The 24,562-nt window shown below is 37.4% G+C and carries 23 protein-coding genes; 22 read left to right on the forward strand and 1 reads right to left on the reverse strand.

Features of this window, described 5'->3' with window-relative positions:
• The first annotated feature begins 13 nt into the window (after window positions 1-13).
• From rnpM to MHH73_RS09785, 11 genes are all read left to right on the forward strand, one after another.
• Complete coding sequence (gene rnpM, locus MHH73_RS09735; RefSeq protein ID WP_095369493.1) at window positions 14-286, forward strand: RNase P modulator RnpM; 273 nt, start codon at window positions 14-16, stop codon at window positions 284-286.
• Window positions 287-295: 9 nt separating this feature from the next.
• Complete coding sequence (locus tag MHH73_RS09740; protein WP_191812156.1) at window positions 296-598, forward strand: YlxQ family RNA-binding protein; 303 nt, start codon at window positions 296-298, stop codon at window positions 596-598.
• Between the two features lie 19 nt (window positions 599-617).
• Entirely contained in the window at window positions 618-2,747 is a 2,130-nt protein-coding gene (gene infB / locus MHH73_RS09745; protein WP_191812154.1) for a translation initiation factor IF-2, read from the forward strand.
• Window positions 2,744-3,025 (forward strand): DUF503 domain-containing protein, encoded by a 282-nt coding sequence (locus MHH73_RS09750; protein WP_191812152.1) that lies wholly within the window; start codon window positions 2,744-2,746, stop codon window positions 3,023-3,025. Before infB ends, MHH73_RS09750 begins: the two co-directional genes overlap by 4 nt.
• Before the next feature lie 16 nt (window positions 3,026-3,041).
• Window positions 3,042-3,407 carry a 30S ribosome-binding factor RbfA gene (gene rbfA / locus MHH73_RS09755; protein WP_191812150.1) on the forward strand — a complete coding sequence of 122 codons (366 nt, stop codon included), beginning with the start codon at window positions 3,042-3,044 and terminating at the stop codon, window positions 3,405-3,407.
• 75 nt (window positions 3,408-3,482) lie between these two features.
• On the forward strand, window positions 3,483-4,400 hold the full coding sequence (truB, locus tag MHH73_RS09760) for a tRNA pseudouridine(55) synthase TruB (RefSeq protein WP_191812148.1): 918 nt from the start codon (window positions 3,483-3,485) through the stop codon (window positions 4,398-4,400).
• Between the two features lie 81 nt (window positions 4,401-4,481).
• Window positions 4,482-5,429 carry a bifunctional riboflavin kinase/FAD synthetase gene (gene ribF, locus MHH73_RS09765; RefSeq protein WP_191812146.1) on the forward strand — a complete coding sequence of 316 codons (948 nt, stop codon included), beginning with the start codon at window positions 4,482-4,484 and terminating at the stop codon, window positions 5,427-5,429.
• A gap of 126 nt (window positions 5,430-5,555) precedes the next feature.
• The gene (gene rpsO / locus MHH73_RS09770) at window positions 5,556-5,825 is read left to right on the forward strand and encodes a 30S ribosomal protein S15 (protein ID WP_095369486.1); all 270 of its coding nucleotides are present in this window, start codon (window positions 5,556-5,558) and stop codon (window positions 5,823-5,825) included.
• 201 nt (window positions 5,826-6,026) lie between these two features.
• Entirely contained in the window at window positions 6,027-8,150 is a 2,124-nt protein-coding gene (gene pnp, locus MHH73_RS09775; RefSeq protein ID WP_191812144.1) for a polyribonucleotide nucleotidyltransferase, read from the forward strand.
• A 209-nt stretch (window positions 8,151-8,359) separates the two neighbouring features.
• Window positions 8,360-9,325, forward strand: a complete 966-nt coding sequence (locus MHH73_RS09780) for a polysaccharide deacetylase family protein (protein WP_191812142.1) — start codon at window positions 8,360-8,362, stop codon at window positions 9,323-9,325.
• 168 nt (window positions 9,326-9,493) lie between these two features.
• Window positions 9,494-10,729, forward strand: a complete 1,236-nt coding sequence (locus MHH73_RS09785; RefSeq protein ID WP_191812140.1) for a M16 family metallopeptidase — start codon at window positions 9,494-9,496, stop codon at window positions 10,727-10,729.
• Window positions 10,730-10,786: 57 nt separating this feature from the next.
• On the opposite strand, the gene MHH73_RS09790 is transcribed toward MHH73_RS09785, so the two are convergent.
• Entirely contained in the window at window positions 10,787-11,446 is a 660-nt protein-coding gene (locus MHH73_RS09790; protein WP_191812138.1) for a class I SAM-dependent methyltransferase, read from the reverse strand.
• 257 nt (window positions 11,447-11,703) lie between these two features.
• On the opposite strand from MHH73_RS09790, the gene dpaA reads away from it, so the two are divergent.
• The 11 genes from dpaA (at window position 11,704) to MHH73_RS09845 (ending at window position 24,489) form a co-directional block, all read left to right on the forward strand.
• The gene (gene dpaA, locus MHH73_RS09795; protein ID WP_341066423.1) at window positions 11,704-12,606 is read left to right on the forward strand and encodes a dipicolinic acid synthetase subunit A; all 903 of its coding nucleotides are present in this window, start codon (window positions 11,704-11,706) and stop codon (window positions 12,604-12,606) included.
• Complete coding sequence (gene dpaB / locus MHH73_RS09800) at window positions 12,603-13,202, forward strand: dipicolinate synthase subunit B (protein ID WP_191812134.1); 600 nt, start codon at window positions 12,603-12,605, stop codon at window positions 13,200-13,202. Before dpaA ends, dpaB begins: the two co-directional genes overlap by 4 nt.
• 266 nt (window positions 13,203-13,468) lie before the next feature.
• Window positions 13,469-14,518: an aspartate-semialdehyde dehydrogenase gene (asd, locus tag MHH73_RS09805; RefSeq protein ID WP_191812132.1), complete on the forward strand. Its 1,050-nt coding sequence runs from the start codon at window positions 13,469-13,471 to the stop codon at window positions 14,516-14,518.
• A 24-nt stretch (window positions 14,519-14,542) separates the two neighbouring features.
• Complete coding sequence (gene dapG, locus MHH73_RS09810) at window positions 14,543-15,775, forward strand: aspartate kinase (protein WP_191812130.1); 1,233 nt, start codon at window positions 14,543-14,545, stop codon at window positions 15,773-15,775.
• Window positions 15,776-15,801: 26 nt separating this feature from the next.
• The gene (gene dapA, locus MHH73_RS09815) at window positions 15,802-16,671 is read left to right on the forward strand and encodes a 4-hydroxy-tetrahydrodipicolinate synthase (RefSeq protein ID WP_191812128.1); all 870 of its coding nucleotides are present in this window, start codon (window positions 15,802-15,804) and stop codon (window positions 16,669-16,671) included.
• Window positions 16,672-17,055: 384 nt separating this feature from the next.
• Window positions 17,056-18,720: a ribonuclease J gene (locus MHH73_RS09820; RefSeq protein ID WP_341066428.1), complete on the forward strand. Its 1,665-nt coding sequence runs from the start codon at window positions 17,056-17,058 to the stop codon at window positions 18,718-18,720.
• Between the two features lie 146 nt (window positions 18,721-18,866).
• On the forward strand, window positions 18,867-19,601 hold the full coding sequence (locus MHH73_RS09825; protein WP_191812126.1) for a ClpP family protease: 735 nt from the start codon (window positions 18,867-18,869) through the stop codon (window positions 19,599-19,601).
• Window positions 19,598-19,810: a YlzJ-like family protein gene (locus tag MHH73_RS09830; protein WP_341066433.1), complete on the forward strand. Its 213-nt coding sequence runs from the start codon at window positions 19,598-19,600 to the stop codon at window positions 19,808-19,810. Before MHH73_RS09825 ends, MHH73_RS09830 begins: the two co-directional genes overlap by 4 nt.
• A 112-nt stretch (window positions 19,811-19,922) precedes the next feature.
• Window positions 19,923-22,259 carry a DNA translocase FtsK gene (locus MHH73_RS09835; RefSeq protein ID WP_341066435.1) on the forward strand — a complete coding sequence of 779 codons (2,337 nt, stop codon included), beginning with the start codon at window positions 19,923-19,925 and terminating at the stop codon, window positions 22,257-22,259.
• 356 nt (window positions 22,260-22,615) lie between these two features.
• A complete protein-coding gene (locus tag MHH73_RS09840) occupies window positions 22,616-23,344 on the forward strand; it encodes a GntR family transcriptional regulator (RefSeq protein WP_191812119.1) in 729 nt (242 codons plus the stop codon).
• A 50-nt stretch (window positions 23,345-23,394) separates the two neighbouring features.
• Window positions 23,395-24,489, forward strand: a complete 1,095-nt coding sequence (locus tag MHH73_RS09845; protein WP_191812117.1) for a BMP family lipoprotein — start codon at window positions 23,395-23,397, stop codon at window positions 24,487-24,489.
• Window positions 24,490-24,562: the final 73 nt, after the last annotated feature.

Here is a 24,562-nt window from a genome sequence, read left to right on the forward strand (position 1 = left end):
AGGTGAATGGCTGGTGAACAAAAGCAGAAAAATTCCGATGAGAAAATGTATAGCGACGGGGGAAATGATGCCGAAGAAATCGCTCGTACGCATTGTTCGCTCAAAAGAAGGCGAAGTTTCGGTTGATGTGACAGGTAAGAAATCCGGTCGCGGAGCCTATCTTACAAAAAGCAAGGAAGCCATCTTACTTGCAAAAAAGAAAAATATATTAGCTAGTCATCTAGATGTACAAGTGGATGAGGACATATATAACGAACTTTTAGATCTTATTGAAAAGGAGAAATGACGGTCCAAAATGAATGAGAAAAAATGGATGTCATTACTTGGCTTGGCCAATCGAGCGCGTAAAATCACTTCAGGTGAAGAGCTTTCTATAAGCGAGATTAGAAAAGGGAAAGCGAAACTTGTTTTGTTGTCTGCAGATGCTTCTGCAAATACGACAAAAAAAGTAACAGACAAATGTAAATCTTATGCTGTTCCTTATAAGATTGTCCCAGACAGAGAATTGTTAGGGCAAGCAATTGGCAAGGAAGCAAGAGTAGTGGTGGCTGTTTTAGACGCTGGATTCGCAAAAAAGCTATTAACGTTGCTCGATTAATTCTAGCGGGGGTGAAAGCATGAGTAAAATTCGCGTTTACGAATATGCTAAAAAACATAATTTATCTAGTAAAGATGTAATTACGAAATTAAAGGAAATGAATATAGAGGTTTCGAATCATATGACAACATTAGAACCAGGTGAAGTAACAAAATTAGACGGTATTTACAATAAGCAAGAAGAGAAACAACCGCAAAAACAACAATCAGCGCAATCACAACCTGCAAACAATCAGAAAAATAAACCAGCAGGTGCACCAAAAGGCAACAATAGAAATAAGCCAAATAATAATAATAAGAATCAAAAACCTAATCGCAATAATAATCAAAAAAATAAACCAAAGAATAAAGGGCAAAAACCGCCTCAACCAACTGCACCTAAAAAAGTAAAAGAATTGCCAGAAAAAATCACTTTTACTGAATCACTAACTGTTGGTGAGCTTGCTAAGAAGCTTCATAGAGAGCCTTCAGAAATCATTAAAAAGCTATTTATGCTCGGTGTGATGGCAACAATTAACCAAGAATTAGATAAAGATTCAATTGAGTTAATTGCAGGCGAATATGGTGTTGACGTGGAAGAAGAAGTATTAGTAGATGTGACAGATTTAGAAGCATATTTCACAGAAGATGAAGAGGCTAATCTTGTAGAACGTCCATCTGTTGTAACGATTATGGGTCACGTTGACCATGGTAAAACGACATTACTTGATTCCATTCGCCACACTAAAGTAACTGCTGGCGAAGCTGGTGGAATTACCCAGCATATTGGAGCCTATCAAGTAGAAGATAAAGGTAAAAAGATTACATTCTTAGATACACCTGGTCACGCGGCATTTACAACGATGCGTGCCCGTGGAGCGAAAATAACTGATATTACAATTTTAGTTGTTGCAGCGGATGATGGTGTGATGCCACAGACAATTGAAGCAATTAACCATGCAAAAGCTGCAGAAGTACCTATTATTGTTGCTGTTAATAAGATGGATAAAGAAGCGGCAAATCCTGATCGTGTCATGCAAGAACTAACAGAACATGGACTAGTTCCTGAAGCATGGGGTGGAGATACAATCTTTGTACCGATTTCAGCGATTAAAGGTGACGGTATTGACGAATTGTTAGAAATGATTCTCCTTGTTGGTGAAGTAGAAGAATATAAGGCGAACCCTAATCGTAATGCTGTCGGAACAGTTATTGAAGCACAGCTTGATAAAGGTAGAGGATCAGTTGCTACATTGCTTGTGCAAAACGGAACATTGAAGGTTGGAGATCCGATTGTTGTCGGAAATACATTTGGCCGCGTACGTGCAATGGTTAATGACCTTGGACGTCGAGTGAAGACGGCAGGACCATCTACTCCTGTCGAGATTACAGGACTGAATGATGTTCCTCAAGCGGGTGATAGATTTGCTGTTCTAGAAGACGAGAAGTCTGCCCGCCAAGTAGGGGAAGCGCGAGCACAATTAGCTCTACAAGCACAAAGATCTGAGAAGTCTCGTGTTAGCCTTGATAACTTGTTTGAGCATATGAAAGAAGGGGAAATGAAGGACATAAACATCGTCGTCAAAGCTGATGTTCAAGGTTCGGCTGAAGCCCTTACTTCCGCTTTAAATAAGATCGATGTAGAAGGCGTTAAAGTACGTATTCTGCACACTGGTGCTGGTGCCATTAATGAATCAGATATTACGCTTGCTGCTGCCTTTAACGCAATTGTCATCGGCTTTAACGTAAGACCTGATACGAATGCAAAACGTGCTGCTGAAGCAGAAGATGTTGATATTCGTCTACACCGTATCATTTACAATGTAATTGAAGAAATTGAATTAGCAATGAAAGGAATGCTTGACCCAGAGTTTGAAGAAAAAATTATTGGTCAAGCAGAAGTCCGTCAAACATTTAAAGTATCAAAAATTGGTACAATTGCTGGTTCTTATGTTACGGAAGGTAAAATTACTAGAGATTCTGGTATCCGCCTTATTAGAGATGGTGTTGTTATTTTCGAAGGCGAAATTGATGCGTTAAAACGTTTTAAAGATGATGCCAAAGAAGTAGCAACGAACTATGAATGTGGTATTACAATTAAAAACTACAATGATGTCAAAGAAGGCGACATTATTGAAGCTTATATTATGCAAGAAATCGAGCGTAAATGATTGTAGGTTTGGTTTCGTGTGAGTGTATTATATATGATGCCCGTTCATTAAAGGAAAAGAGAAGTGTATTACAGCGAATCCTCACTCGTCTGCAACAGAAATTTAACGTTTCTGTTGCAGAAGTTGGGTTTCAAGATACGTGGCAGCATACGCAAATAGCCTTAACTGCTGTAGCTTCAAGTAAGCAAGCGGTTGAGTGGGAGCTTTCAAATGCGCTTAAATTAATTGATTCTTTTCCTGAGATAGAACGGACAATTACAGACATTGAATGGCTTTGAAAAAGAGGTGTAACAATTGAGCCTAAGATCAAATAGAGTTGGCGAGCAAATGAAAAAAGAGCTCGGAGAAATTATCGGTCGAAAAATTAAAGATCCACGTGTGGGATTTGTAACAGTAACAGACGTTCATGTGACAGGTGATTTACAACAAGCTACTGTCTATATTTCTGTTCTTGGTAATGAAGAACAAAGAGAAGATACATTAAGAGGATTGGCTAAAGCTAAAGGGTTTATCCGTTCTGAAATCGGTCAAAGAATTCGCTTGAGAAAAACCCCTGAAATCACTTTTGAATTTGACGAATCAATCGATTACGGTAATCGCATTGAAACACTTCTTCATCAAATTCAAGATGACGGTCAATCCAAAGATAAGGATAAATAATGATTGGCGGATAGACGTTTGTCTATCCGTATTTATTTCACCTTAATTGGAGTTTTAGTGAAAGGGGGCGTAAAAATGGAGGGAATATTACCTTTATTAAAGCCAAAAGGAATGACGTCTCATGATTGCGTATTCAAGTTACGCAAGATTCTAAAGACGAAAAAGGTCGGTCACACAGGAACATTGGACCCTGAGGTAACGGGCGTATTACCTATTTGTATAGGACGTGCTACGAAGGTTGCAGAATATATTACAGATGCAGGTAAAGAGTATGAAGGAGAGGTCACAATAGGATTCTCTACAACAACAGAAGATGCCTCAGGTGAAGTAGTTGAAGAGAAGAAAGTGGATAAACCGATTACTAGAGAAGAGATTATCGCAGTGTTCCAGCAGTTAACTGGAGAGATTGTACAAACACCACCAATGTATTCTGCTGTTAAAGTGAATGGTAAAAAGCTTTATGAATATGCACGTTTAGGGCAAGAAGTGGAGCGGCCAAGTAGAAAAGTGCGCATTGATCGTATCACATTGCTAAATGAGCAGGAAGTCTATAATGGGGAACAAATCACCTTTCGTTTTCGTGTTGCTTGTGGAAAAGGAACATATATTAGAACATTAGCCGTTATGATGGGCGAACTTCTTGGTTATCCTGCCCATATGTCTGATCTCACTCGTATCCGGTCTGCAGACTTTACAATTGAGGATTGTTTGACGTTATCACAAGTGGAGGAAATGATGAACGAGGGAAGAATAGCTGACGTACTCAAACCGTTAGAATGGGGGATTAGCTATTTGCCGAAATATCAAATAAATGATAAAGTAGCAATGAAAGTGAAGAATGGCGCAGTTCTTCCTACTCCTGAAGAACTTGAGAGTGTAGCTGGTCCTATTGTAATGGAGACTGTGAACAATCAAGCGTTAGCCTTGTATATTCATCATCCTGATAAACCAGGTATAATAAAGCCAACTAAAGTTCTATACATAGGTGAATAGGTAAAGGTAAACGGTCTTTTACATAAAGTAGAAGTTGTATGCCTATCTTCATGTTTAAACAATATAAAAAGGTGAATGATCATGGAAGTTATAAAAATAGTACATCCACATAACCACACTAAAGATAGTTGGCCACCTCTTTCAATAGCATTGGGCTTTTTTGACGGTGTTCATCTTGGTCACCAGAAAGTGATACAAAATGCAAAGGATAAGGCAGATGAACAAGGGATAAAAAGTGCCGTAATGACATTTGACCCTCATCCATCAGCTGTATTAGGTGATCCACAAGAACAAATTAGATATATCACTCCAATAAATGAGAAAATTAAGATTGTTGCAAAGTTAGGCATTGATTATTTATTTATTGTGCATTTTTCTAAAGCGTTTGCTAATTTAGATCCAGAAGCTTTTATCGATCAGTATATTATTGATTTAAATGTATCACATGTAACAGCTGGATTTGATTATACGTATGGCAAATTCGGAAAAGGTACTATGGATACGATGAAAACACATGCAAAAGGGAACTTCTCTACAACCACGATTCCGCAGTTGAAAAGAGACAATGCTAAGATTAGCTCCTCACTTATTAGGACTTACCTAAAAGAGGGGAGTGTAGAAAAAATCCCTCCGCTCTTGGGAAGATACTATACAGTTACTGGTCCGGTCGTGCAAGGTGATCAACGGGGGAGACAATTAGGTTTTCCAACAGCAAATGTTGCTGTGAGTGAAGAATTTATCACCCCTCCAACAGGTGTATACGCTGTTAGAATTTTTGTTCAAGGAAAATGGTGGAGAGGGGTTTGTAATTTAGGCTATAAGCCGACTTTCCATGATGACTTAAAGGCCCCTTCTATTGAAGTCCATATTTTTGATTTCGATCAAGATATATATGGTGAAGAGGTTGAAGTGGAGTGGCATCAACATATTAGAGATGAACGAAAGTTTAATGGAATTGAAGCATTAATAGAGCAAATTGCTAAAGATAAGCAAGCAACACTCGATTATTTTGCAAAAAACAACGGTTAATTCTTGCATTTTGTCTAAAAAAGTTGTATTCTTATAAACGTATTGATTAATGAACCTTTGCTTGGCAAGTCGAGTCACCGACGCTTGCTCAGTAACAGGGGATTGAAATTTTAGGAGGTGAATCGGATGGCTATCACTAAAGAACGTAAAAATGAACTTATCAGTGAGTACAAAACTCATGAAAATGATACTGGATCTCCAGAAGTTCAAATCGCTGTCCTTACAGAAGAAATCAACAATTTGAATGAACATTTACGTACTCATAAGAAAGATCACCACTCTCGTCGTGGTCTATTAAAAATGGTAGGTAAACGTCGTAACCTATTAACTTACCTTCGTAACAAAGATGTACAACGTTACCGTGAGTTAATCAATAAGCTTGGTTTACGTCGATAATAAGAAGTTTGTCTTCTTATTTGAAGAAGCGGGATTTTTTCCCGCTTTTTTATTAGCCTAAAAACGCTATTCTACATAAAATTTTGTTATTTTATATATTTGAAAAAGTGTGCATAATAGTAGTAATGATGAAAATATGTCATGGCATTTTGCTTTAGTATATATGATGTTGTAAGTGAAATGGTAGAGAGGGGTACAAATATGGGACAAGATAAGCATATCTACAGCATAGATTGGGCTGGACGCAAGTTGTCTGTTGAAATAGGACAATTGGCAAAGCAAGCAAACGGTGCTGTATTGGTTCGCTATGGTGATACAGCTGTGCTTAGTACAGCAACGGCATCAAAAGAACCGAAAAACTTAGATTTCTTTCCACTTACTGTAAACTATGAGGAAAGATTATACGCAGTTGGTAAAATACCAGGCGGCTTTATTAAACGTGAAGGTCGTCCAAGCGAAAGAGCCATTCTAGCTAGCAGATTAATTGATAGACCAATTCGACCACTTTTCCCAGACGGTTTCCGCAACGATGTTCAAGTTGTCAGTATGGTCATGAGTGTCGACCAAGATTGTTCTTCTGAAATGGCGGCTATGTTTGGATCATCTCTTGCATTAAGTGTTTCTGATATTCCGTTTGCCGGTCCGATTGCTGGTGTGACTGTTGGCAGAATAGACAATGAATTTATCATTAACCCTTCTGTAGAACAAACAGAAAAAAGTGATATTCATTTAGTCGTTGCTGGTACGAAAGATGCGATTAACATGGTAGAAGCAGGGGCAGAAGAAGTTCCTGAAGAAACGATGCTTGAAGCAATTATGTTTGGACATGAAGAGATTAAACGATTAATTGCCTTCCAAGAGAAGATTGCTGAAGAAATTGGCAAAGAAAAGATGGCAGTTACGCTTTATCAAGTCGATGAAGAGATAAATGCAACTGTGCGCTCTATGTGTGAAGCGGATATGATTCCTGCTATTCAAGTTCAAGAAAAGCATGCTAGAGAAGCGGCTATTAAAGTCGTCAAAGATAAAGTAATTAGCCATTTTGAAGAGCAAGAAGTAGATGATGATTTTCTTAAACAAGTGAAGCAAGTACTTGATAAAATTGTGAAACAAGAAGTACGCCGCTTAATTACTGAAGATAAAGTAAGACCTGATGGACGTGGACTAGAAGAAATTCGTCCGCTGTCATCTGAGATTGATCTACTTCCACGTACACATGGGTCAGGACTGTTTACCCGTGGTCAAACACAAGCGTTGAGCATTTGTACATTAGGTGCGCTTGGTGATGTACAAATTCTAGATGGTCTTGGCATTGAAGAAGAAAAACGTTTTATGCACCACTATAATTTCCCTAATTTCAGTGTTGGTGAAACTGGACCGATGAGAGGACCTGGTCGTCGTGAAATCGGACACGGTGCTTTAGGAGAAAGAGCTTTAGAACCAATTATTCCATCAGAAAAGGTATTCCCTTATACGATTCGACTTGTTTCTGAAGTGTTGGAATCTAATGGTTCCACTTCACAGGCAAGTATCTGTGCAAGTACATTAGCAATGATGGACGCAGGTGTACCAATTAAAGCGCCAGTTGCTGGTATTGCGATGGGTCTTATCAAATCAGGTGATTATTACTCTATTCTAACGGATATTCAAGGAATGGAAGATCACTTAGGTGATATGGACTTTAAAGTAGCAGGTACAAGTAAAGGTGTCACAGCCCTACAAATGGATATTAAAATCGATGGACTTTCTAGAGAGATTTTAGAAGAAGCATTACAACAAGCAAAAATCGGTAGAATGCAAATTCTTGATTCTATGCTAGCAACGATTGCTGAACCTAATAAACAGCTTTCACAATATGCACCGAAAATCTTAATGATGTCAATTAACCCAGATAAAATTCGTGATGTTATTGGGCCAAGTGGAAAACAAATCAATAAAATTATTGAAGAAACTGGCGTAAAAATTGATATCGAACAAGATGGAACAGTATTTATTTCTTCAGTGGATGAAGAGATGAATCAAAAAGCGAAGAAAATCATTGAAGATATCGTTCGTGAAGTTGAAGTTGGACAAATGTATTTGGGTAAAGTGAAACGCATTGAAAAATTTGGTGCTTTCGTAGAGATCTTTAATGGGAAAGATGGACTTGTTCATATTTCTGAACTAGCTGAAGAGCGGGTAGGAAAAGTCGAAGATGTGCTATCAATTGGTGATGAAGTCCTTGTAAAAGTAACTGAAATCGATAAACAAGGTAGAGTGAACCTTTCTCGTAAAGCTGTATTAAAAGAGCAGCGTGAACAAAAAGAAAAAGCTGAGAATAAATAAATTAATGTAAGAAAGTCAGGGTTTCCCTGATTTTTTTCTTTCTTTTTTTATGGAAAAATATAAGTTGATTGCCTATAATTCATGTGAGCCCTCGGCTGCTTTCTATTACCTGTAGAAGGCAGTTAATATGTAAGCGCTTTATCGAGTGGTTAAACGGTTCTACCTTGTCCTCCTTTAACATATTTTAATGAAGAGGGAGGCTGGTGTTAATGAGAAGAATTGGATACTTGTTGTTAATAGTCATTTGTGGCTTTTTAATCGTTGCGAACCCGTTAACAGATCAATATATGTCTTTAGCACTAAGTGAAAGCATATCGGTAAGTAAAGAAAAGGATCCGCTTTTAATAGAAATAAAGGAGCAAGCGAAAACGTTTGAAGTACCTGCTCAGGATGCTGTCATAGATAAGGTATGGAAGGCGATTCCAGGCTTAAATGGATTAAAAGTTGATGTGAATGCATCTTATAAAAAGATGAAAAAGGACGGGTTTTTTGATAAAGAGAAACTCGTATTTACCGAAGTTAAACCGAAGATTCACCTAGAAGATTTAGAACCTTCACCGATTTATAAGGGTCATCCAGAAAAACCCATGGTTAGTTTATTAATTAATGTAGCTTGGGGAAATGAGTATCTTCCTAAAATGTTGGAAACATTAAAGAAACATAATGTAAAAGCAACGTTTTTTTTAGAAGGAAGGTGGACGCAAAACAACCCTGATTTAGCAAAAATGATTGTTGCTGCTGGGCATGAAATTGGCAATCATTCATATACGCATCCGGATTTAAAAGTTTCTTCTGATCAAAAAACAAAAGAAGAAATCGTGAAAACAAACGAAGTCATAGAAGCGACGACTGAACAAAAAGTGAAATGGTTTGCTCCCCCAAGTGGTAGTTATCGTGATCAAACCGTCAACATCGCTGAAGGGCAAGGTCTACTTACTGTGATGTGGACTGTTGATACGATAGATTGGCAAAAACCATCACCTGAAACGATAATTAATCGTGTAGTCAATAAAGTAGAAAATGGTTCAATGGTCTTAATGCACCCAACAGAATCAACAGCAAATGCACTGGATCGAATGATTGTAGGGATTAAAGACAAAGACTTACAAATTGGTACAGTGACATCCTTATTGTCAGAGGAAAGAATCAGGTCACACGAAAAAAAGAAAAAATAGCAAGCGAGATTTTGCAAAATATAGCAACAATAGGATACACTTATGTTATTCTACCATCATGAGTCTTTTTTTCTTTATGTTTGATAGCAGCTGTTCTAATTAGCCTTTTAACATCTTGCGTATCATCCGAAAAAAAGACAGCTTGCAAACAGAACAGGAGGAGCATGCTTGATTAAAAGATATACTTGCAAAAATGGAACAAGAATTGTATTAGAAAATATTCCGACTGTCCGCTCTGTTGCCATTGGCGTTTGGATTGGAACAGGATCAAGAAATGAAGATAAACAGAATAATGGGATTTCCCACTTTCTTGAACATATGATATTTAAAGGTACAGAGTCAAAAACAGCTAGAGAGATAGCGGAGTCTTTTGATAGTATTGGTGGACAAGTGAACGCATTCACATCAAAAGAATATACTTGCTATTATGCAAAAGTACTGGATACTCATGCTTCATTTGCGTTAGATGTACTAGCTGATATGTTTTTCAACTCTGCCTTTGATAACGAAGAGTTGAAAAAAGAAAAAAATGTTGTATACGAAGAAATTAAAATGTATGAAGATACGCCGGATGATATTGTTCATGATGTATTAAGCAAGGGCGTATATGGAAACCATTCACTTGGATATCCGATACTCGGAACGGAAGAAACACTAGAAACATTTAACGGTGACACATTAAGAGACTATATGCATAATCACTATATACCTGAGAATGTCGTCATCTCCATAGCAGGTAATGTGCCTGAATCATTTATTAAAGAAGTAGAGTCGCATTTTGGTACATATACAGGTGGTAGCCCAGCAGTAAATGAAACAAAACCTACATTTCATAATAATAAGATCGCAAGAAAGAAAGAAACAGAACAAGCGCATCTTTGTTTAGGGTTTAATGGGCTTCCAGTGGGCCATGATGATATGTATCAGTTGATCGTTTTAAATAATATTCTTGGTGGAAGCATGAGTAGTCGCTTATTCCAAGATGTTAGAGAAGATAAGGGCCTCGCATACTCTGTATTTTCTTATCACTCTTCTTTTAAAGATGTTGGTTTGGTTACGATATATGGTGGTACCGGTGCGAAACAAATGAATGTTCTTTTCGAAACAATTCAGAACACATTAGATGTTTTGAAACGAAATGGCATAACAGAAAAAGAATTAGTCAACAGTAAAGAACAATTAAAAGGTGGGTTAATGCTAAGTTTAGAAAGTACAAATAGTCGCATGAGCCGTAACGGCAAAAACGAGCTATTGCTTGGGTCTCATCGTACATTAGATAAAATTATTGAAGAAATTGATGAAGTGACAATGGACGAAGTCAATGAAATGGCGAAAAAGATCTTTACAGATGATTATTCATTAGCCTTAATTAGTCCAGATGGGGAATTACCTCAAGGGCTATAAATAAAAACGAACAATTTCCTTCTTAAAAGAGAGGAAGTTGTTCGTTTCTTTATTCATTTAGCCATTTTTCTTTTTTAGAACGGCACGAAAACAATTTAATTCTCCCCATATGGTAGATGTGAGAACATTAGGAGGTCGGGTAAAGGACACATTTTCAAAAAAGGTTAATTCTGCCTCATTTATTATTCGATTGAATATGTCTAAATCGATTGTTGGATAGTCACAAGTTAAAATGATGAGTCCATCCTCTTTTAATACCCGTTTAAACTCTACAAGGCTTTTATAAATATCCTCAATATTTAAATGTTCAATAACGGAAATACAGAAGATTTTATCAAATAATTGGTTACTGTATGGTAAATCAGTTAAGGAACAGCAACTCATAGAGACACTGTTTAACAATCGCTGCACATGTTCTTCTTGGATTTCGTCATGTGTATATGTTTCTTTCATATCTAATAAAATGGCTCTATTGTCTAATAATCTTTCATCAATGTCACAGGCAAAGGTGTGTTTGCATTTCTCACCTAAATAAAACTTTAAAGGGTGTCCCAATCCACAAGCTGCATCGAGGACAATATCATTTTTGTCTGCAAAATTCTTTGCCCACTCATATTCATAGGGTCTTGTTTCCCATTCCTTAGGTAACTGAAAAACGAATTGCTGAGATTTCGGATCGTCAGTTGCAATAAATCTGGAATCTGTTATATTTTTCATTTCCTTTCCTCCTCACTTAGCATTTTATTGTATGTGAAGAAAAAGGAGTCGCTACCTAACTATTTAAGTTATTCAAAGTGGTTTTTATGAATAGAGGTTTGTTTTTACCCCCTTTCTCTATCTTCTCTACAAAGCCAATTCAAACTTAGTGTCTATTCTTTGTTAGAGAACTCACCGAATAGGTCATTTCTACATAAGATGTTGAAGTAATTGAGTAAAAGAACATTAAAAGTTCTTTAAAAGAAGGTGAGTGTTGCATGCTGACAGGATTACAAATTGCAGTGATCGGTGGAGATGCAAGGCAGCTTGAGGTCATACGTAAGCTGACAGAATTGGATGCAAAATTATATTTAGTTGGTTTTGAACAGCTTGACCACGCTTTTTCTGGTGCAGTAAAGGAGAAGTTAGATGATGTGGACTTTACATGCATTGACGCCATTATATTGCCAGTACCTGGGGCTGGGGTAGATGGACAGATTGATACAATTTTCTCTAATGAAAAAATTACGATAAATGAAGAAATCTTAAAGAAAACACCGCAACATTGTAAAATTTATTCTGGTATTAATCCTCCTTATCTTCAAGAAATTTCAACGAAAGCAGATCGTGAAGTTGTTCAATTATTCAACCGTGATGATGTCGCAATATACAATTCAATTCCCACTGTTGAAGGCACATTAATGATGGCCATTCAACATACTGATTTTACCATTCACGGATCAAATGTCACTGTATTAGGACTAGGAAGAACAGGTATGAGTGTAGCCCGTGCATTTCATGCTTTAGGAGCTAAAGTGAAAGTAGGAGCTAGAAAAAGCGAGCATATAGCGAGAATAACTGAAATGGGTCTTACGCCTTTTCATTTGAATGATATCGAAGAAGCCGTTGTGGATACAGATATATGCATTAATACAATTCCCGTACAAGTCGTGGTGGCATCAGTAATAGCGAAAATGCCTGTTCATACGCTCATTATTGATTTAGCTTCTAAACCAGGTGGTACGGACTTTAGGTACGCAGAGAAACGTGGGGTAAAGGCACTATTAGCCCCTGGCCTTCCAGGAATCGTTGCACCGAAAACAGCGGGACGTATTTTAGCTAATGTTCTTTCACAATTGATTTTGGCCAATTTTGATGAAAGGGAGGATAAACAATCATGAATTTAAAAGGGAAAAAAATAGGATTCGGCTTAACTGGGTCGCATTGCACATATGATGCCGTATTTCCGGAAATAGAAAAGCTAGTTGCGGCGGGAGCTGAAGTCTTACCCGTCGTCACTTTTACCGTTCAAAATACTGATACAAGATTTGGTGATGGAGAAGATTGGATTAAAAGGATAGAAGAAGTGACTGGGAATAAAGTCATCGATTCTATTGTAAAAGCAGAACCGTTAGGCCCGAAAATCCCATTAGATTGCATGGTCGTTGCCCCATTAACAGGAAACTCTATGAGTAAATTTGCAAATGCGATGACAGATTCTCCAGTGCTTATGGCTGCCAAAGCAACATTACGGAATGAAAAACCAGTCGTACTAGGTATATCGACTAACGATGCGCTTGGCTTAAACGGCACAAACCTCATGCGTTTAATGTCAACAAAAAATATTTATTTTATTCCATTTGGGCAAGATGACCCAGTGAAGAAACCGAACTCAATGGTCGCCCGTATGACAGCATTATCTGATACAATAGTGAAAGCAATGAATGGTGAACAGATTCAGCCAGTCATTGTTGAACGATACAAAGATGGTAACTAAGTTCGAGATTTATCATATTTTCTATCGTTAAAGTAAAATATTTTTAGCAGACGACGGCTTTCGCCAGTAGACTTGGCGATAAGCCATGTTTTCTCATAAAATTTTATTTTTTAATGCGGGAATATGATAAAATATAAAATAATCTTAGTATACTATCTCTAGCTTGCTCACATAGTTGACTGACAGTTAGTCGCTCACTTGCTTGTTAGCTGAAAGGTAAACTAAAAAAATATCAATCATTATGTTGGCCGGAAGGAGAAATGGTTATGACAGAGAAAAAAGACTTCCATGTAGCTGTAGTAGGAGCAACAGGAGCAGTAGGTGAACAAATGCTAAAAACATTGGAAGAGCGTGCTTTTCCGATATCAACGTTGAAAGTACTATCTTCGTCTCGCTCAGCTGGGAAGAAGATTCAATATAACGGTAAGGAATATACTGTAGAAGAAGCTACACCTGATAGTTTTGAAGGTGTAGATATTGCTTTGTTTAGTGCAGGAGGAAGTGTATCCAAGCAATTAGCTCCAGAGGCGGTAAAAAGAGGAGCAATTGTGGTTGATAATACAAGTGCATTCCGTATGGATGAAAATACACCACTCATCGTACCTGAAGTAAATGAAGAAGATTTGCATAATCATAACGGCATCATTGCCAATCCTAATTGTTCAACCATCCAAATGGTTGTAGCGCTAGAACCGATTAGAAAAGCATTCGGTTTAAATAAGGTGATTGTTTCCACGTATCAAGCAGTCTCTGGTTCAGGGCAAGCAGCTATTGATGAACTGCAGGAGCAAACAAGAGCGATCTTAGATAATCAAGCATATACACCAGAAGTTTTGCCAGTAAAAGGTGATAAAAAACATTATCAAATCGCTTTTAATGCTATCCCTCAAATTGATAAGTTTGTTGATAACGGTTATACCTTCGAAGAAATGAAAATGATTAATGAAACGAAAAAAATTATGCATCTGCCTTCTTTACCAGTAGCTGCAACTTGTGTTCGTCTGCCCGTTGGAACTGGCCATTCTGAATCTGTGTATTTTGAGATTGATCAGGAAGGCATCGACGCAAAGGATATAAAAGCTTTATTAAGTAACGCACCAGGTATAGAACTACAAGATGACCCTGACAATCAAATTTATCCAATGCCAGCTGATTGCGTTGGTAAATCAGAAGTGTTCGTCGGTCGTATTCGCAATGACTTAGATGAAGCAAAAGGGTTCCATATGTGGGTCGTTTCTGATAATCTACTAAAAGGTGCAGCTTGGAATTCTGTACAAATCGCAGAAAGTCTTGTTAAATTAAAGTTAGTGAAATAAATTGCAATTACTCGAGGTGTTTAGATGAAAATCGTCGTTCAAAAATTTGGCGGTACATCGGTAAAAAATGAAGAAGGCAGGAGTCATGCATTAAGGCATATTAAGAATGCCGTTCAAGAAGGGTTCAAAGTGGTAGTCGTTGTTTCTGCAATGGGAAGAAAGGGAGACCCTTATGCAACAGACACGTTATTATCACTCGTTGGTGCGCCCCTTGCCAAAATCAATAAACGTGAGACAGATCTATTACTATCTTGTGGAGAAGTTATTTCAAGTGTTGTATTTACAAATATGCTTTTAGAAAACGAACTAACAGCAACCGCTTTAACAGGTGCGCAAGCTGGTTTTCGTACAAATCATGATCATATGAATGCGAAAATTATTGATATGAAATGTGAACGTTTAAAAAATGAGTTAGAATTACATGATGTTGTTGTCGTTGCAGGTTTTCAAGGATCAGCTAGAAACGGTGATACAACAACAATTGGACGTGGAGGTAGTGATACTTCAGCAGCAGCGCTAGGTTCTGCCCTTAATGCGGAGTGGATTGATATATTCACAGATGTTGAAGGAATTATGACAGCTGATCCGCGCATTGCACAGAATGCACGTTCTTTGGATGTCGTGACTTATACAGAAGTTTGCAATATGGCGTATCAAGGTGCAAAGGTTATTCACCCACGAGCAGTTGAAATCGCGATGCAATCGAAAATTCCTATTCGTATCCGTTCCACCTATACAGACGGTTTAGGTACACTAGTTACGGCTGTTACTAAACAAAGTAGAGGAACAGATATAAAAGAAAGACCGGTTACCGGGATTGCCCATGTAGCAAATATTACGCAAATTAAAGTGGTTGCTAAAGAAAATCAGTATGACCTCCAATCAGAGGTTTTTAAGGCAATGGCCAAAGAAGGCATTAGTGTTGATTTCATTAATATTTATCCACATGGCGTAACGTATACAGTGACCGAGGAAATGACGGATCAAGCGATTCAAATTTTAAATGGATTAGGTCATGATCCAAAAGTGGAAAGAGGCTGTGCGAAGGTTTCAGTGGTCGGTGCAGGTATGCAAGGGGTTCCTGGTGTTGCCTCTAAAATTGTAACAGCACTTTCGGAACAAGGCATTAGAATTATGCAATCAGCAGATAGCCATACGACGATTTGGGTTTTAGTTGAACAAGAAGATTTACCGAAAGCAGTCAATGCACTCCATGATGCCTTTCATTTAGAAAAAGATCAAGTAGAAATGATATAAGTGATTATTTAAAAAGAGGTGTAAAAATGGTTTTATTCGGAAGAGTTTCAACAGCAATGGTTACGCCATTTGATATTAATGGACATATTGATTTTGCGAAGACAACTCAGTTAATCAATCATTTGATTGAGAATGGGACAGATTCCCTTGTTGTTGCTGGAACGACAGGCGAATCACCAACGTTAACGAAAGAAGAAAAACTCGCATTATTTAAACATGTAGTTAAGGTAACGGATGGTCGCGTGCCGGTTATTGCCGGTACAGGTAGCAATAATACTTATTCATCCATTGAATTAACGAAGAAGGCAACAGAAATTGGTGTAGATGCCATTATGTTAGTTGCTCCTTATTATAATAAGCCAAACCAAGCAGGTTTATATGAACATTTTAAAGCGATCGCCGCAAGTACAAATTTACCTGTTATGTTATATAATATCCCAGGTCGATCATCTGTTAATATCACACCAGAAACAATTATCGAACTTTCCAAGATTGAAAATATTGTCGCTGTGAAAGAAGCGAGTGGTGATCTTAATGCAATGACGAAGATTATCGCTGAAACAGATGATGATTTCTTATTATATAGTGGCGATGACGGTATCGCTCTACCTGTATTATCCATTGGTGGAGCTGGTGTCGTATCCGTGGCCTCACATATAATCGGCTCTGAAATTCAAGAAATGGTGCAAGCATTTTTAGATGGACACTATCAAGAGGCAGCAAAATTGCATCAATCCTTACTACCAATTATGGAAGCGATGTTTGCAGCCCCAAGTCCTGTACCAGTTAAAACAGCTTTGCAGGTCAAAGGTCTTGATGTCGGTTCTGTGCGATTACCAATGGTACCACTCTCTGAACAAGAAAGAGCCACACTGATTGCCATTATTAAAAAGTAAGCAAAAAATCTGAACGATCATTCCCCACTTTCGGGTTTGTATTGTTCAGGTTTTTTTGTCGTGAGAGAAAAGAGGGGCTCTTCGTAAAAAAAATAAAAAATAGTGACCAAACATAATTAGCTCAGTTTTCCTTAGCCTTTTCATTTCTTATAACCTTCATCACTTCTTTAAATAACCACTAGATTTTCCTATTGTGAATAATTATCCCTATTAGAGAAAGCTTTCATCCTTTATCGTCACTAATATGTTTAAACCTAATTTAACTGGATAAATTGCTTTATAACCGCAAAAATGCATAAATTTGGTTGTTATTATTTTCTTAGTTAAAGTATAATGGGAATAACTGATTTTGATCGGGTGAATGAACTATAGGAGGATACATAAGTGAAAAGACAGAATGAAAGCATCAAGTTAGCAGCTCTAGGTGGAGTTGGTGAATTAGGAAAAAATATGTACATAATTGAAGTTGATGATGATATTTTCGTTATCGACGCAGGTTTAATGCTTCCAGAGAACGAAATGCTAGGAATTGATACGGTTATTCCAGATTTCACCTATCTTATTCAACAAAAAGATCGTGTGCAAGGAGTATTTTTAACCCACGGACATGAGGATCATATCGGTGCATTATCTTATTTGCTACGTCAGATTGAGGTACCGGTATACGGAACTAAGCTTACGATTGCGTTAGCAAAAGCAAAAATGAAAGAGCAAGGATTTAAAGGGAAAGCTGAACTCGTGGAAATACATAGTGATACCGAACTTCACTTTGATCATTGTGAAATTTCATTTTTTAAAACAAACCATAGCATCCCCGACAGTGTAGGGGTTTGTATTCATACGTCACAAGGCAGTATCGTCTATACTGGAGATTTCAAATTTGATCAAGCGGCAGGACCCCTTTATAAAGCCGAAATTGGAAAGATGGCTAAAATTGGAGAAAATGGCGTTTTGTGCTTATTATCTGATAGTACAGAAGCAGAAAAGCCTGGCTATACAAAATCTGAAGCGGAAGTATTAGATGATTTAGTGAAGCATTTTTATCAAGCGAAAGGAAGAGTCGTAGTCGCTACATTTGCGTCAGAGTTAATAAGGATTCAACAAGTATTTGACGCTGCAAAACAGTCCAACCGAAAGGTAGCCATTGTTGGAAGAAGCTTACAAAAAATATATGATATCGCCATCAGACTAGGGTTTTTAGACGTATATGAAGACGTAATGGTCTCTATGAATGATGTGAAAAACTTGGCAGATGAAGAAATCATTTATTTAGTGACAGGTACGCAAGGAGACCCAATTGATGCGCTGTATAAGATGACGAAAAACTCCCACCGTCAAGTGCATATTCAATCTGGAGATTATGTTATATTCTTCGCTACTCCTTTAAGAGGATCGGAAGTTTATTTATCAAAAACAGTTGATGTATTGTTCCGAAGCGGAGCTCATGTGGTATCAGGAAAAGGAAGTTTTAATACATCTAGCCATGGTAGTAAAGAAGAACTTAAATTCATGATTAATTTGATGAATCCGAGATATTTCTTTCCTGTTCATGGAGAATACAGAATGTTAAAAGCGCATGCGAAGGTAGCCGAATCGACTGGTATGGATAGTGAAGCTATTTTTATTCCTGAAAAGGGAGAATTATATGAGATAGCTAAAGGAACAATGAAAAATGTGGGTAAAATACCAACTGGACATGTATTAATTGATGGCAGTGGTGTAGGTGATGTCGGTAATATTGTTCTTAGAGATCGAAAATTATTATCTCAAGATGGGATATTACTCGTAGTTGTTACATTAAACAAAAAACAAAAAATTATTTCAGCCGGGCCAGAAATTATTACAAGAGGCTTTGTGTATGTTCGAGAGTCTGAAGAATTATTAGCAGATGCAAGCAAGTTGGTAAAAGAAATTGTTGAAGCAAAACTATCGAAAGAAGCTTTTGACTGGTCAGGTATCAAGCAAGATATGAGAGAAGGTCTCAATCAGTTCTTATTTGATAAAACAAAACGTCGTCCGATGATCTTACCGATAATAATGGAATCCTAAAAAAAGGCAGGTAATTACGTATTTGTAATTGCCTGCTTTTATTCTTCTTACGATAATTGATAAAACCGATTCGAAAAGCATAAGTAGAATGAAAATCCCATCCCTGTCTCATACTAAATATATAAAAGTTTGAAGGGAGAAGACTTATGGATTTTGAAATGAATGGGAATGATCAAGAGCAACAACCGAAAGAAGATAAGCAATCGCCTTTAATGGAAAAAATACAGCAATTAGGTCAAACAAATGTACCGCAACTATCTCAAGATTCTAAAATTCATTGTTTGACAATTGTTGGACAAATAGAAGGGCATTTACAACTACCACCACAAAATAAGACAACAAAATATGAACATCTTATTCCTCAGATTGTAGCCATTGAACAAAATCCAAAAATAGAAGGCTTGTTAGTAATATTAAATACGGTCGGCGGAGATGTTGAAGCAGGGTTAGCACTTGCTGAGATGTTAGCATCATTGTCAAAGCCTACCGTTTCAATCGTACTAGGTGGTGGGCACTCAATAGGTGTTCCAATAGCCGTATCATGTGATTATGCTTATATAGCTGAATCAGCAACGATGACCATTCACCCCATTCGGTTGACAGGCTTAGTAATTGGCGTACCACAGACTTTTGAGTATTTAGATAAAATGCAAGAACGTGTCATAAACTTTGTAACAAAGCACTCTCATATTTCTGAAGAGAAGTTTAAAGACTTAATGTTTGCTAAAGGAAATTTGACAAGAGATATTGGTACGAACGTCATTGGTGCTGATGCTGTTGAATTTGGTTTAATTAATGAGGTTGGGGGCATTGGTCCGGCATTAAAAAAACTTGAGGAGTTAATTGAAAACAATGAAAATCAGGAGGGGCTTGTGCAATGATATTATATACATCTATGCCAAATGAATGGATATACCAAGCTGAACCATCTGAATTTGCGAAACAAAAAGTGGTTAACTTTGAAGGTATCCCATTACTAGTGGAATTAACTAGTGGATCTGAATATCGTGTCATTCAAGTTATGAGTACAGACCCAAATGATTTCATGAATGAAAATATTGGACCTGGAGTAAAAATCACCCTCAGTTAAGCAAATGTTGGATGAAATTATGCTATAATAAATGAACATACGTAGAGCAGCCACCTAAAGGCTGCTCTCTTCTTTCATGCATCATTCAAGTACTTATAAATCAGGTGATAAAATGGCGAAAAAAAAGAAACGTAAAACGCGAAAAAAGCAACAAGTGAGACAAACTTTAAAATATGAATTAACTGCCCTTGTGATGCTCGCATTAGCCGTGATTGCTATAGCGAAATTAGGCGCAGTAGGTGGAGCAATCGTACTCTTTTTCCGGTTTTTTACCGGAGAATGGTACATGCTTTGTTTAATTGGATTAGTCATATATGCAGGCTTTTTAATGTGGAAAAGAAAGAGACCTGATCTCTTTCATATGAAATTAGTGGGCTTATACTTCATCATTAGTGCACTTCTTTTATTAAGTCATGTAACGTTATTTGAATTACTCTCAAATGGGGGAGCATTTACCGATCCAAGTGTAATAATGAATACATGGCGTCTCTATTGGAGTGAGGTGACGAATCAGGCGAGCACTTCAGACTTAGGTGGGGGCATGATTGGAGCATTAATGTTTGCCGTTTTCTATTATTTATTTGATGAAGCCGGCTCAAAAATTATTGCATTCCTTTTGATCATCGTAGGAATTATATTAATTACGGGAAAAACTTTTGGTCCAGCGGTGGGAGATATGACCATTTCATTTGCTCAATTTCTAAAAAAACAATGGCTGGCCTTTGTTGAAGATGTAAAAGGTTGGATAAGTAAGAAAAATAAACGCAATGCGAAACCTCGTACAAGAAGAAGTAAAGAAAACCAAGAAGAGCCGGCAATAACGATTCATAACAATTCAGAAGAAGTGGATAAAGACAACACACCAGAAGAACCAATTATTTCTAGTTTTTCTCAAAATGCTTATGACCAAGAGCAAGATGTTACGTTGCCGATCCAAGGGATAAGTGAGAGTCAACCGGAGGAAGAAGAGCAACAAGATGAGACTGTACCGCCGATTACTTTTACAGAAGTGGAAAATAAAGATTATAAACTACCACCAATGAAATTATTAAAGGCACCTAATCATACCGATCAAAGTGGTGAATATAAACTCATACATGATAATGCAGCAAAGCTTGAGAGAACCTTCCAAAGCTTTGGTGTCAAAGCTAAAGTAACCCAAGTCCATCTTGGACCGGCAGTAACCAAATATGAAGTGCATCCTGATGTAGGTGTGAAAGTAAGTAAAATTGTTAGCTTAAGTGATGACTTAGCACTTGCTTTAGCAGCAAAAGATATTCGGATTGAAGCACCAATTCCAGGGAAGTCAGCTATTGGGATAGAGGTACCGAATTCTGAAGTAGCGATGGTTTCCTTAAGAGAAGTCATTGAACCTAAAGGTAAAGATCGCAATGATTCAAAACTATTAATCGGTTTAGGAAGAGATATTACTGGCGAAGCTGTCACAGCAGAGTTGAATAAAATGCCGCATTTGCTCGTTGCGGGAGCGACTGGCAGTGGGAAAAGTGTTTGTATTAATGGTATTATTACTAGTATTTTAATGAGAGCGAAACCTCATGAAGTAAAATTAATGATGATTGACCCCAAAATGGTAGAACTTAATGTGTATAATGGGGTTCCGCATCTATTAGCGCCAGTTGTGACAAACGCTAAAAAAGCTTCTCAAGCATTGAAAAAGGTTGTAAGCGAAATGGAGAGAAGATATGAATTATTCTCCCATACAGGCACAAGGAATATAGAAGGTTATAATGAATTTATTAAAAGGCAAAATAAATTAGAGGAAGCTAAGCAGCCCCTACTCCCTTACATTGTTGTTATTGTTGATGAGTTAGCGGATTTAATGATGGTTGCTTCATCGGATGTTGAGGATGCAATCACTAGATTAGCTCAAATGGCTAGGGCAGCTGGTATTCATCTTATCATTGCCACTCAACGCCCTTCAGTCGATGTCATTACCGGGGTGATTAAAGCAAATATTCCATCAAGAATTGCGTTTGCTGTTTCTTCTATGACGGATTCACGGACGATTTTAGACATGGGCGGGGCAGAGAAGTTATTAGGAAGAGGCGATATGTTATTTATGCCAGTCGGGGCATCAAAACCTATTCGGGTACAAGGTGCATTTTTATCAGATGATGAAGTAGAAGAAATTGTTGATTTTGTCATTGGGCAGCAAAAAGCGCAATATCAAGAAGAAATGATTCCCGATGATTTACCAGATGCACAAACAAGTGAAGTGGATGACAAGCTATATGATGAAGCAGTTGAGCTTGTCATTGAAATGCAAACAGCTTCTGTTTCGATGCTGCAAAGAAGGTTCCGTATCGGTTATACGCGAGCAGCGAGACTAATTGATGAAATGGAATTACGGGGGATCGTTGGGCCTTATGAGGGAAGTAAACCAAGAACAGTACTCGTCAGCCAAAGTGTCGATGAGGCATCTTCTTAAAAATATATTTTCCACACAGCTTTAGTCAACAATTGAAAGAAAGTATGTACAAAGAATAGGTTAATATTTATTATAAATATGACCTATTCTTTTTTAGAGGTTTCTATTTTAGTAGCAATTGGTTTTAACATAAGAGGCCTATAAATAAAGAGAAATAAATAAATAAAACTCTTTGAGACATCAACTACGAGTCAACAAATGTGAAAAATATTCACTTTTTTCACTATCTTTTTCGACATTTTTTGAAAAATATGTTTCTTTATATTTAGAAAAATGTTATATTATTTTCGATTAGTAGAGATGATTGAACATCAGATGTCTGATGTCTTGAGATTTTTGATTTGGAGGAGCACAGCATGTCTATTAAGTCAGATAGCCGCCATTTGTATTTACAAGTGATTGATCGTTTGAAGCAAGATATTGATAAAGGTATTTATAAAGAGAGAGAAAAATTACCTTCTGAATTTGATCTTGCGAAACAATTAGGTGTCAGTCGTGCGACGTTAAGAGAAGCGTTAAGAATATTAGAAGAAGAAAATGTCATTATTCGTAGGCACGGTGTAGGCACGTTTGTAAATACAAAGCCATTATTTACATCAGGAATTGAACAGTTAAATAGTATCACTAATATGATTACCCAAGCAGGAATGCAACCTGGGACTATATTCCTTAGCTCAGAGACGCAATGTCCGAGCGAGGAAGATACCAGACTTTTTTCCTGTTCAGCAGATGAAGAAATCTTAGTAGTAGAACGGGTAAGAACAGCAAATGGTGAACCTGTTGTTCATTGCTTGGATAAAATGTTGGCGAAGCATATTCCAGACTCTATCTCTTGGGAAAAAGAATCTATTTTTGAAAATTTGGAAGAAAAAACAGGCAGAAGAATTACATATGCGGTCTCTGAAATTGAACCGATTGGTTATCATGAGAAGGTCTCACCTATTTTAGACTGTAGTCCTGAGACAGCTCTACTTGTTCTTAAACAAATGCATTACACTGAACAAGACGAGCCATTACTTCTCTCGGTTAACTATTTTAGAGCAGACAAGTTTAGCTTCCATGTTCTTAGAAAACGGATTAACTAATCAATCATTTACAACTACTAATGTAAACCAATTCCTTAAGGGGGAGCAAAATGAAAAAACGTAAACTTGGATTTGTACTTTCTTTTGCACTAGCGGCAGGTACCATTTTAGGAGCATGTGGTTCTTCAGAAGAAAACGAAAAAGGATCAAGTTCAGAAGGCAACAAAGAAGAGTCCTTCACGCTTGCAATGGTAACAGATGTTGGTGGAGTAGATGATAAATCATTTAACCAATCTGCATGGGAAGGGATTAAAGCTTTTGGTGAGGAAAATGGTTTAGAAGAAGGTAAAGGTGGATACACTTACCTTCAATCCCAATCTGATGCTGATTATGCAACAAATTTAAATAACTTAACTCGTCAAAAATTCGATTTAGTGTTTGGTGTTGGAGCAATGATGCATGATGCAATTGCTGAAATAGCCAAGCAACAAAAAGATAGTCAATTTTCAATTATTGATTCAGAAGTAGAGGCAGAAAATGTCGCTAGCATTATGTTTAAAGAACAAGAGTCAGGTTTCTTAGCTGGTGTCGTTGCTGCCAATGCAACTAAAGGGGATACAGTAGGTTTTATTGGCGGGATGGAACTTCCTGTTATTGAACGTTTTGAAGCAGGGTTTATTGCAGGTGTTAGAGCTGTAAATCCAGATATTAAAGTAGAAAGCAATTACTCAGGCGCATTTGACAAAGCAGAGCTTGGGCAATCGATTGCATCTAAGATGTATTCTTCTGGCATTGATGTAATCTTCCATGCTGCTGGTGGAACGGGTAATGGATTATTTAAAGAAGCACGTGACTTAAAAGAAAAAGATTCAGAAAGAGAACTTTGGGCAATTGGTGTTGACGCAGACCAATCAGCAGAAGGGGTAGTCGGGGATCATAATATTATCCTTACATCTGCTATGAAACGTGTAGACGTTGCTGTACAAGACATCGCAACTAAAGCACAAGATGGGAATTTCCCTGGTGGCGAAACAACGGTTTACGGTTTAAATGAAGATGGTGTGACTTTGGCACCAATCAACGAAGAGTTTGCTGGCAAAGCGGAAGTTGAAACACAAGTAAACGAGTGGATTGAAAAAATTAAGAGTGGAGAGGTTACTCCTCCTGAATCAGTAGAAGAAGCGAAGGAATTTACTGCAGAGTAATGAGGAAAGGAATAAGGGACTTAAAATCTCTTATTCCTTTTTAACTTAAAAGTTTAATTGAAAAGGATAATAG

The sequence above is a fragment of the Cytobacillus sp. FSL K6-0265 genome (genome assembly GCF_038003465.1).
GTDB lineage: Bacteria > Bacillota > Bacilli > Bacillales > Cytobacillaceae > Cytobacillus > Cytobacillus stercorigallinarum.

Excerpts from the sequence above, each read along its gene's own strand:
- MHH73_RS09780 (WP_191812142.1), top strand. The coding sequence starts at position 8,360 with ATGAGAAGAATTGGATACTTGTTGTTAATAGTCATTTGTGGCTTTTTA.
- rpsO (WP_095369486.1), top strand. The coding sequence starts at position 5,556 with ATGGCTATCACTAAAGAACGTAAAAATGAACTTATCAGTGAGTACAAA.
- truB (WP_191812148.1), top strand. The coding sequence starts at position 3,483 with ATGGAGGGAATATTACCTTTATTAAAGCCAAAAGGAATGACGTCTCAT.
- MHH73_RS09740 (WP_191812156.1), top strand. The coding sequence starts at position 296 with ATGAATGAGAAAAAATGGATGTCATTACTTGGCTTGGCCAATCGAGCG.
- MHH73_RS09835 (WP_341066435.1), top strand. The coding sequence starts at position 19,923 with ATGGCGAAAAAAAAGAAACGTAAAACGCGAAAAAAGCAACAAGTGAGA.
- MHH73_RS09825 (WP_191812126.1), top strand. The coding sequence starts at position 18,867 with ATGGATTTTGAAATGAATGGGAATGATCAAGAGCAACAACCGAAAGAA.
- dpaA (WP_341066423.1), top strand. The coding sequence starts at position 11,704 with ATGCTGACAGGATTACAAATTGCAGTGATCGGTGGAGATGCAAGGCAG.
- MHH73_RS09830 (WP_341066433.1), top strand. The coding sequence starts at position 19,598 with ATGATATTATATACATCTATGCCAAATGAATGGATATACCAAGCTGAA.
- MHH73_RS09840 (WP_191812119.1), top strand. The coding sequence starts at position 22,616 with ATGTCTATTAAGTCAGATAGCCGCCATTTGTATTTACAAGTGATTGAT.
- dpaB (WP_191812134.1), top strand. The coding sequence starts at position 12,603 with ATGAATTTAAAAGGGAAAAAAATAGGATTCGGCTTAACTGGGTCGCAT.
- dapG (WP_191812130.1), top strand. The coding sequence starts at position 14,543 with ATGAAAATCGTCGTTCAAAAATTTGGCGGTACATCGGTAAAAAATGAA.
- MHH73_RS09845 (WP_191812117.1), top strand. The coding sequence starts at position 23,395 with ATGAAAAAACGTAAACTTGGATTTGTACTTTCTTTTGCACTAGCGGCA.
- MHH73_RS09790 (WP_191812138.1), bottom strand. The coding sequence starts at position 11,446 with ATGAAAAATATAACAGATTCCAGATTTATTGCAACTGACGATCCGAAA.
- dapA (WP_191812128.1), top strand. The coding sequence starts at position 15,802 with ATGGTTTTATTCGGAAGAGTTTCAACAGCAATGGTTACGCCATTTGAT.
- ribF (WP_191812146.1), top strand. The coding sequence starts at position 4,482 with ATGGAAGTTATAAAAATAGTACATCCACATAACCACACTAAAGATAGT.
- asd (WP_191812132.1), top strand. The coding sequence starts at position 13,469 with ATGACAGAGAAAAAAGACTTCCATGTAGCTGTAGTAGGAGCAACAGGA.
- infB (WP_191812154.1), top strand. The coding sequence starts at position 618 with ATGAGTAAAATTCGCGTTTACGAATATGCTAAAAAACATAATTTATCT.
- pnp (WP_191812144.1), top strand. The coding sequence starts at position 6,027 with ATGGGACAAGATAAGCATATCTACAGCATAGATTGGGCTGGACGCAAG.
- MHH73_RS09750 (WP_191812152.1), top strand. The coding sequence starts at position 2,744 with ATGATTGTAGGTTTGGTTTCGTGTGAGTGTATTATATATGATGCCCGT.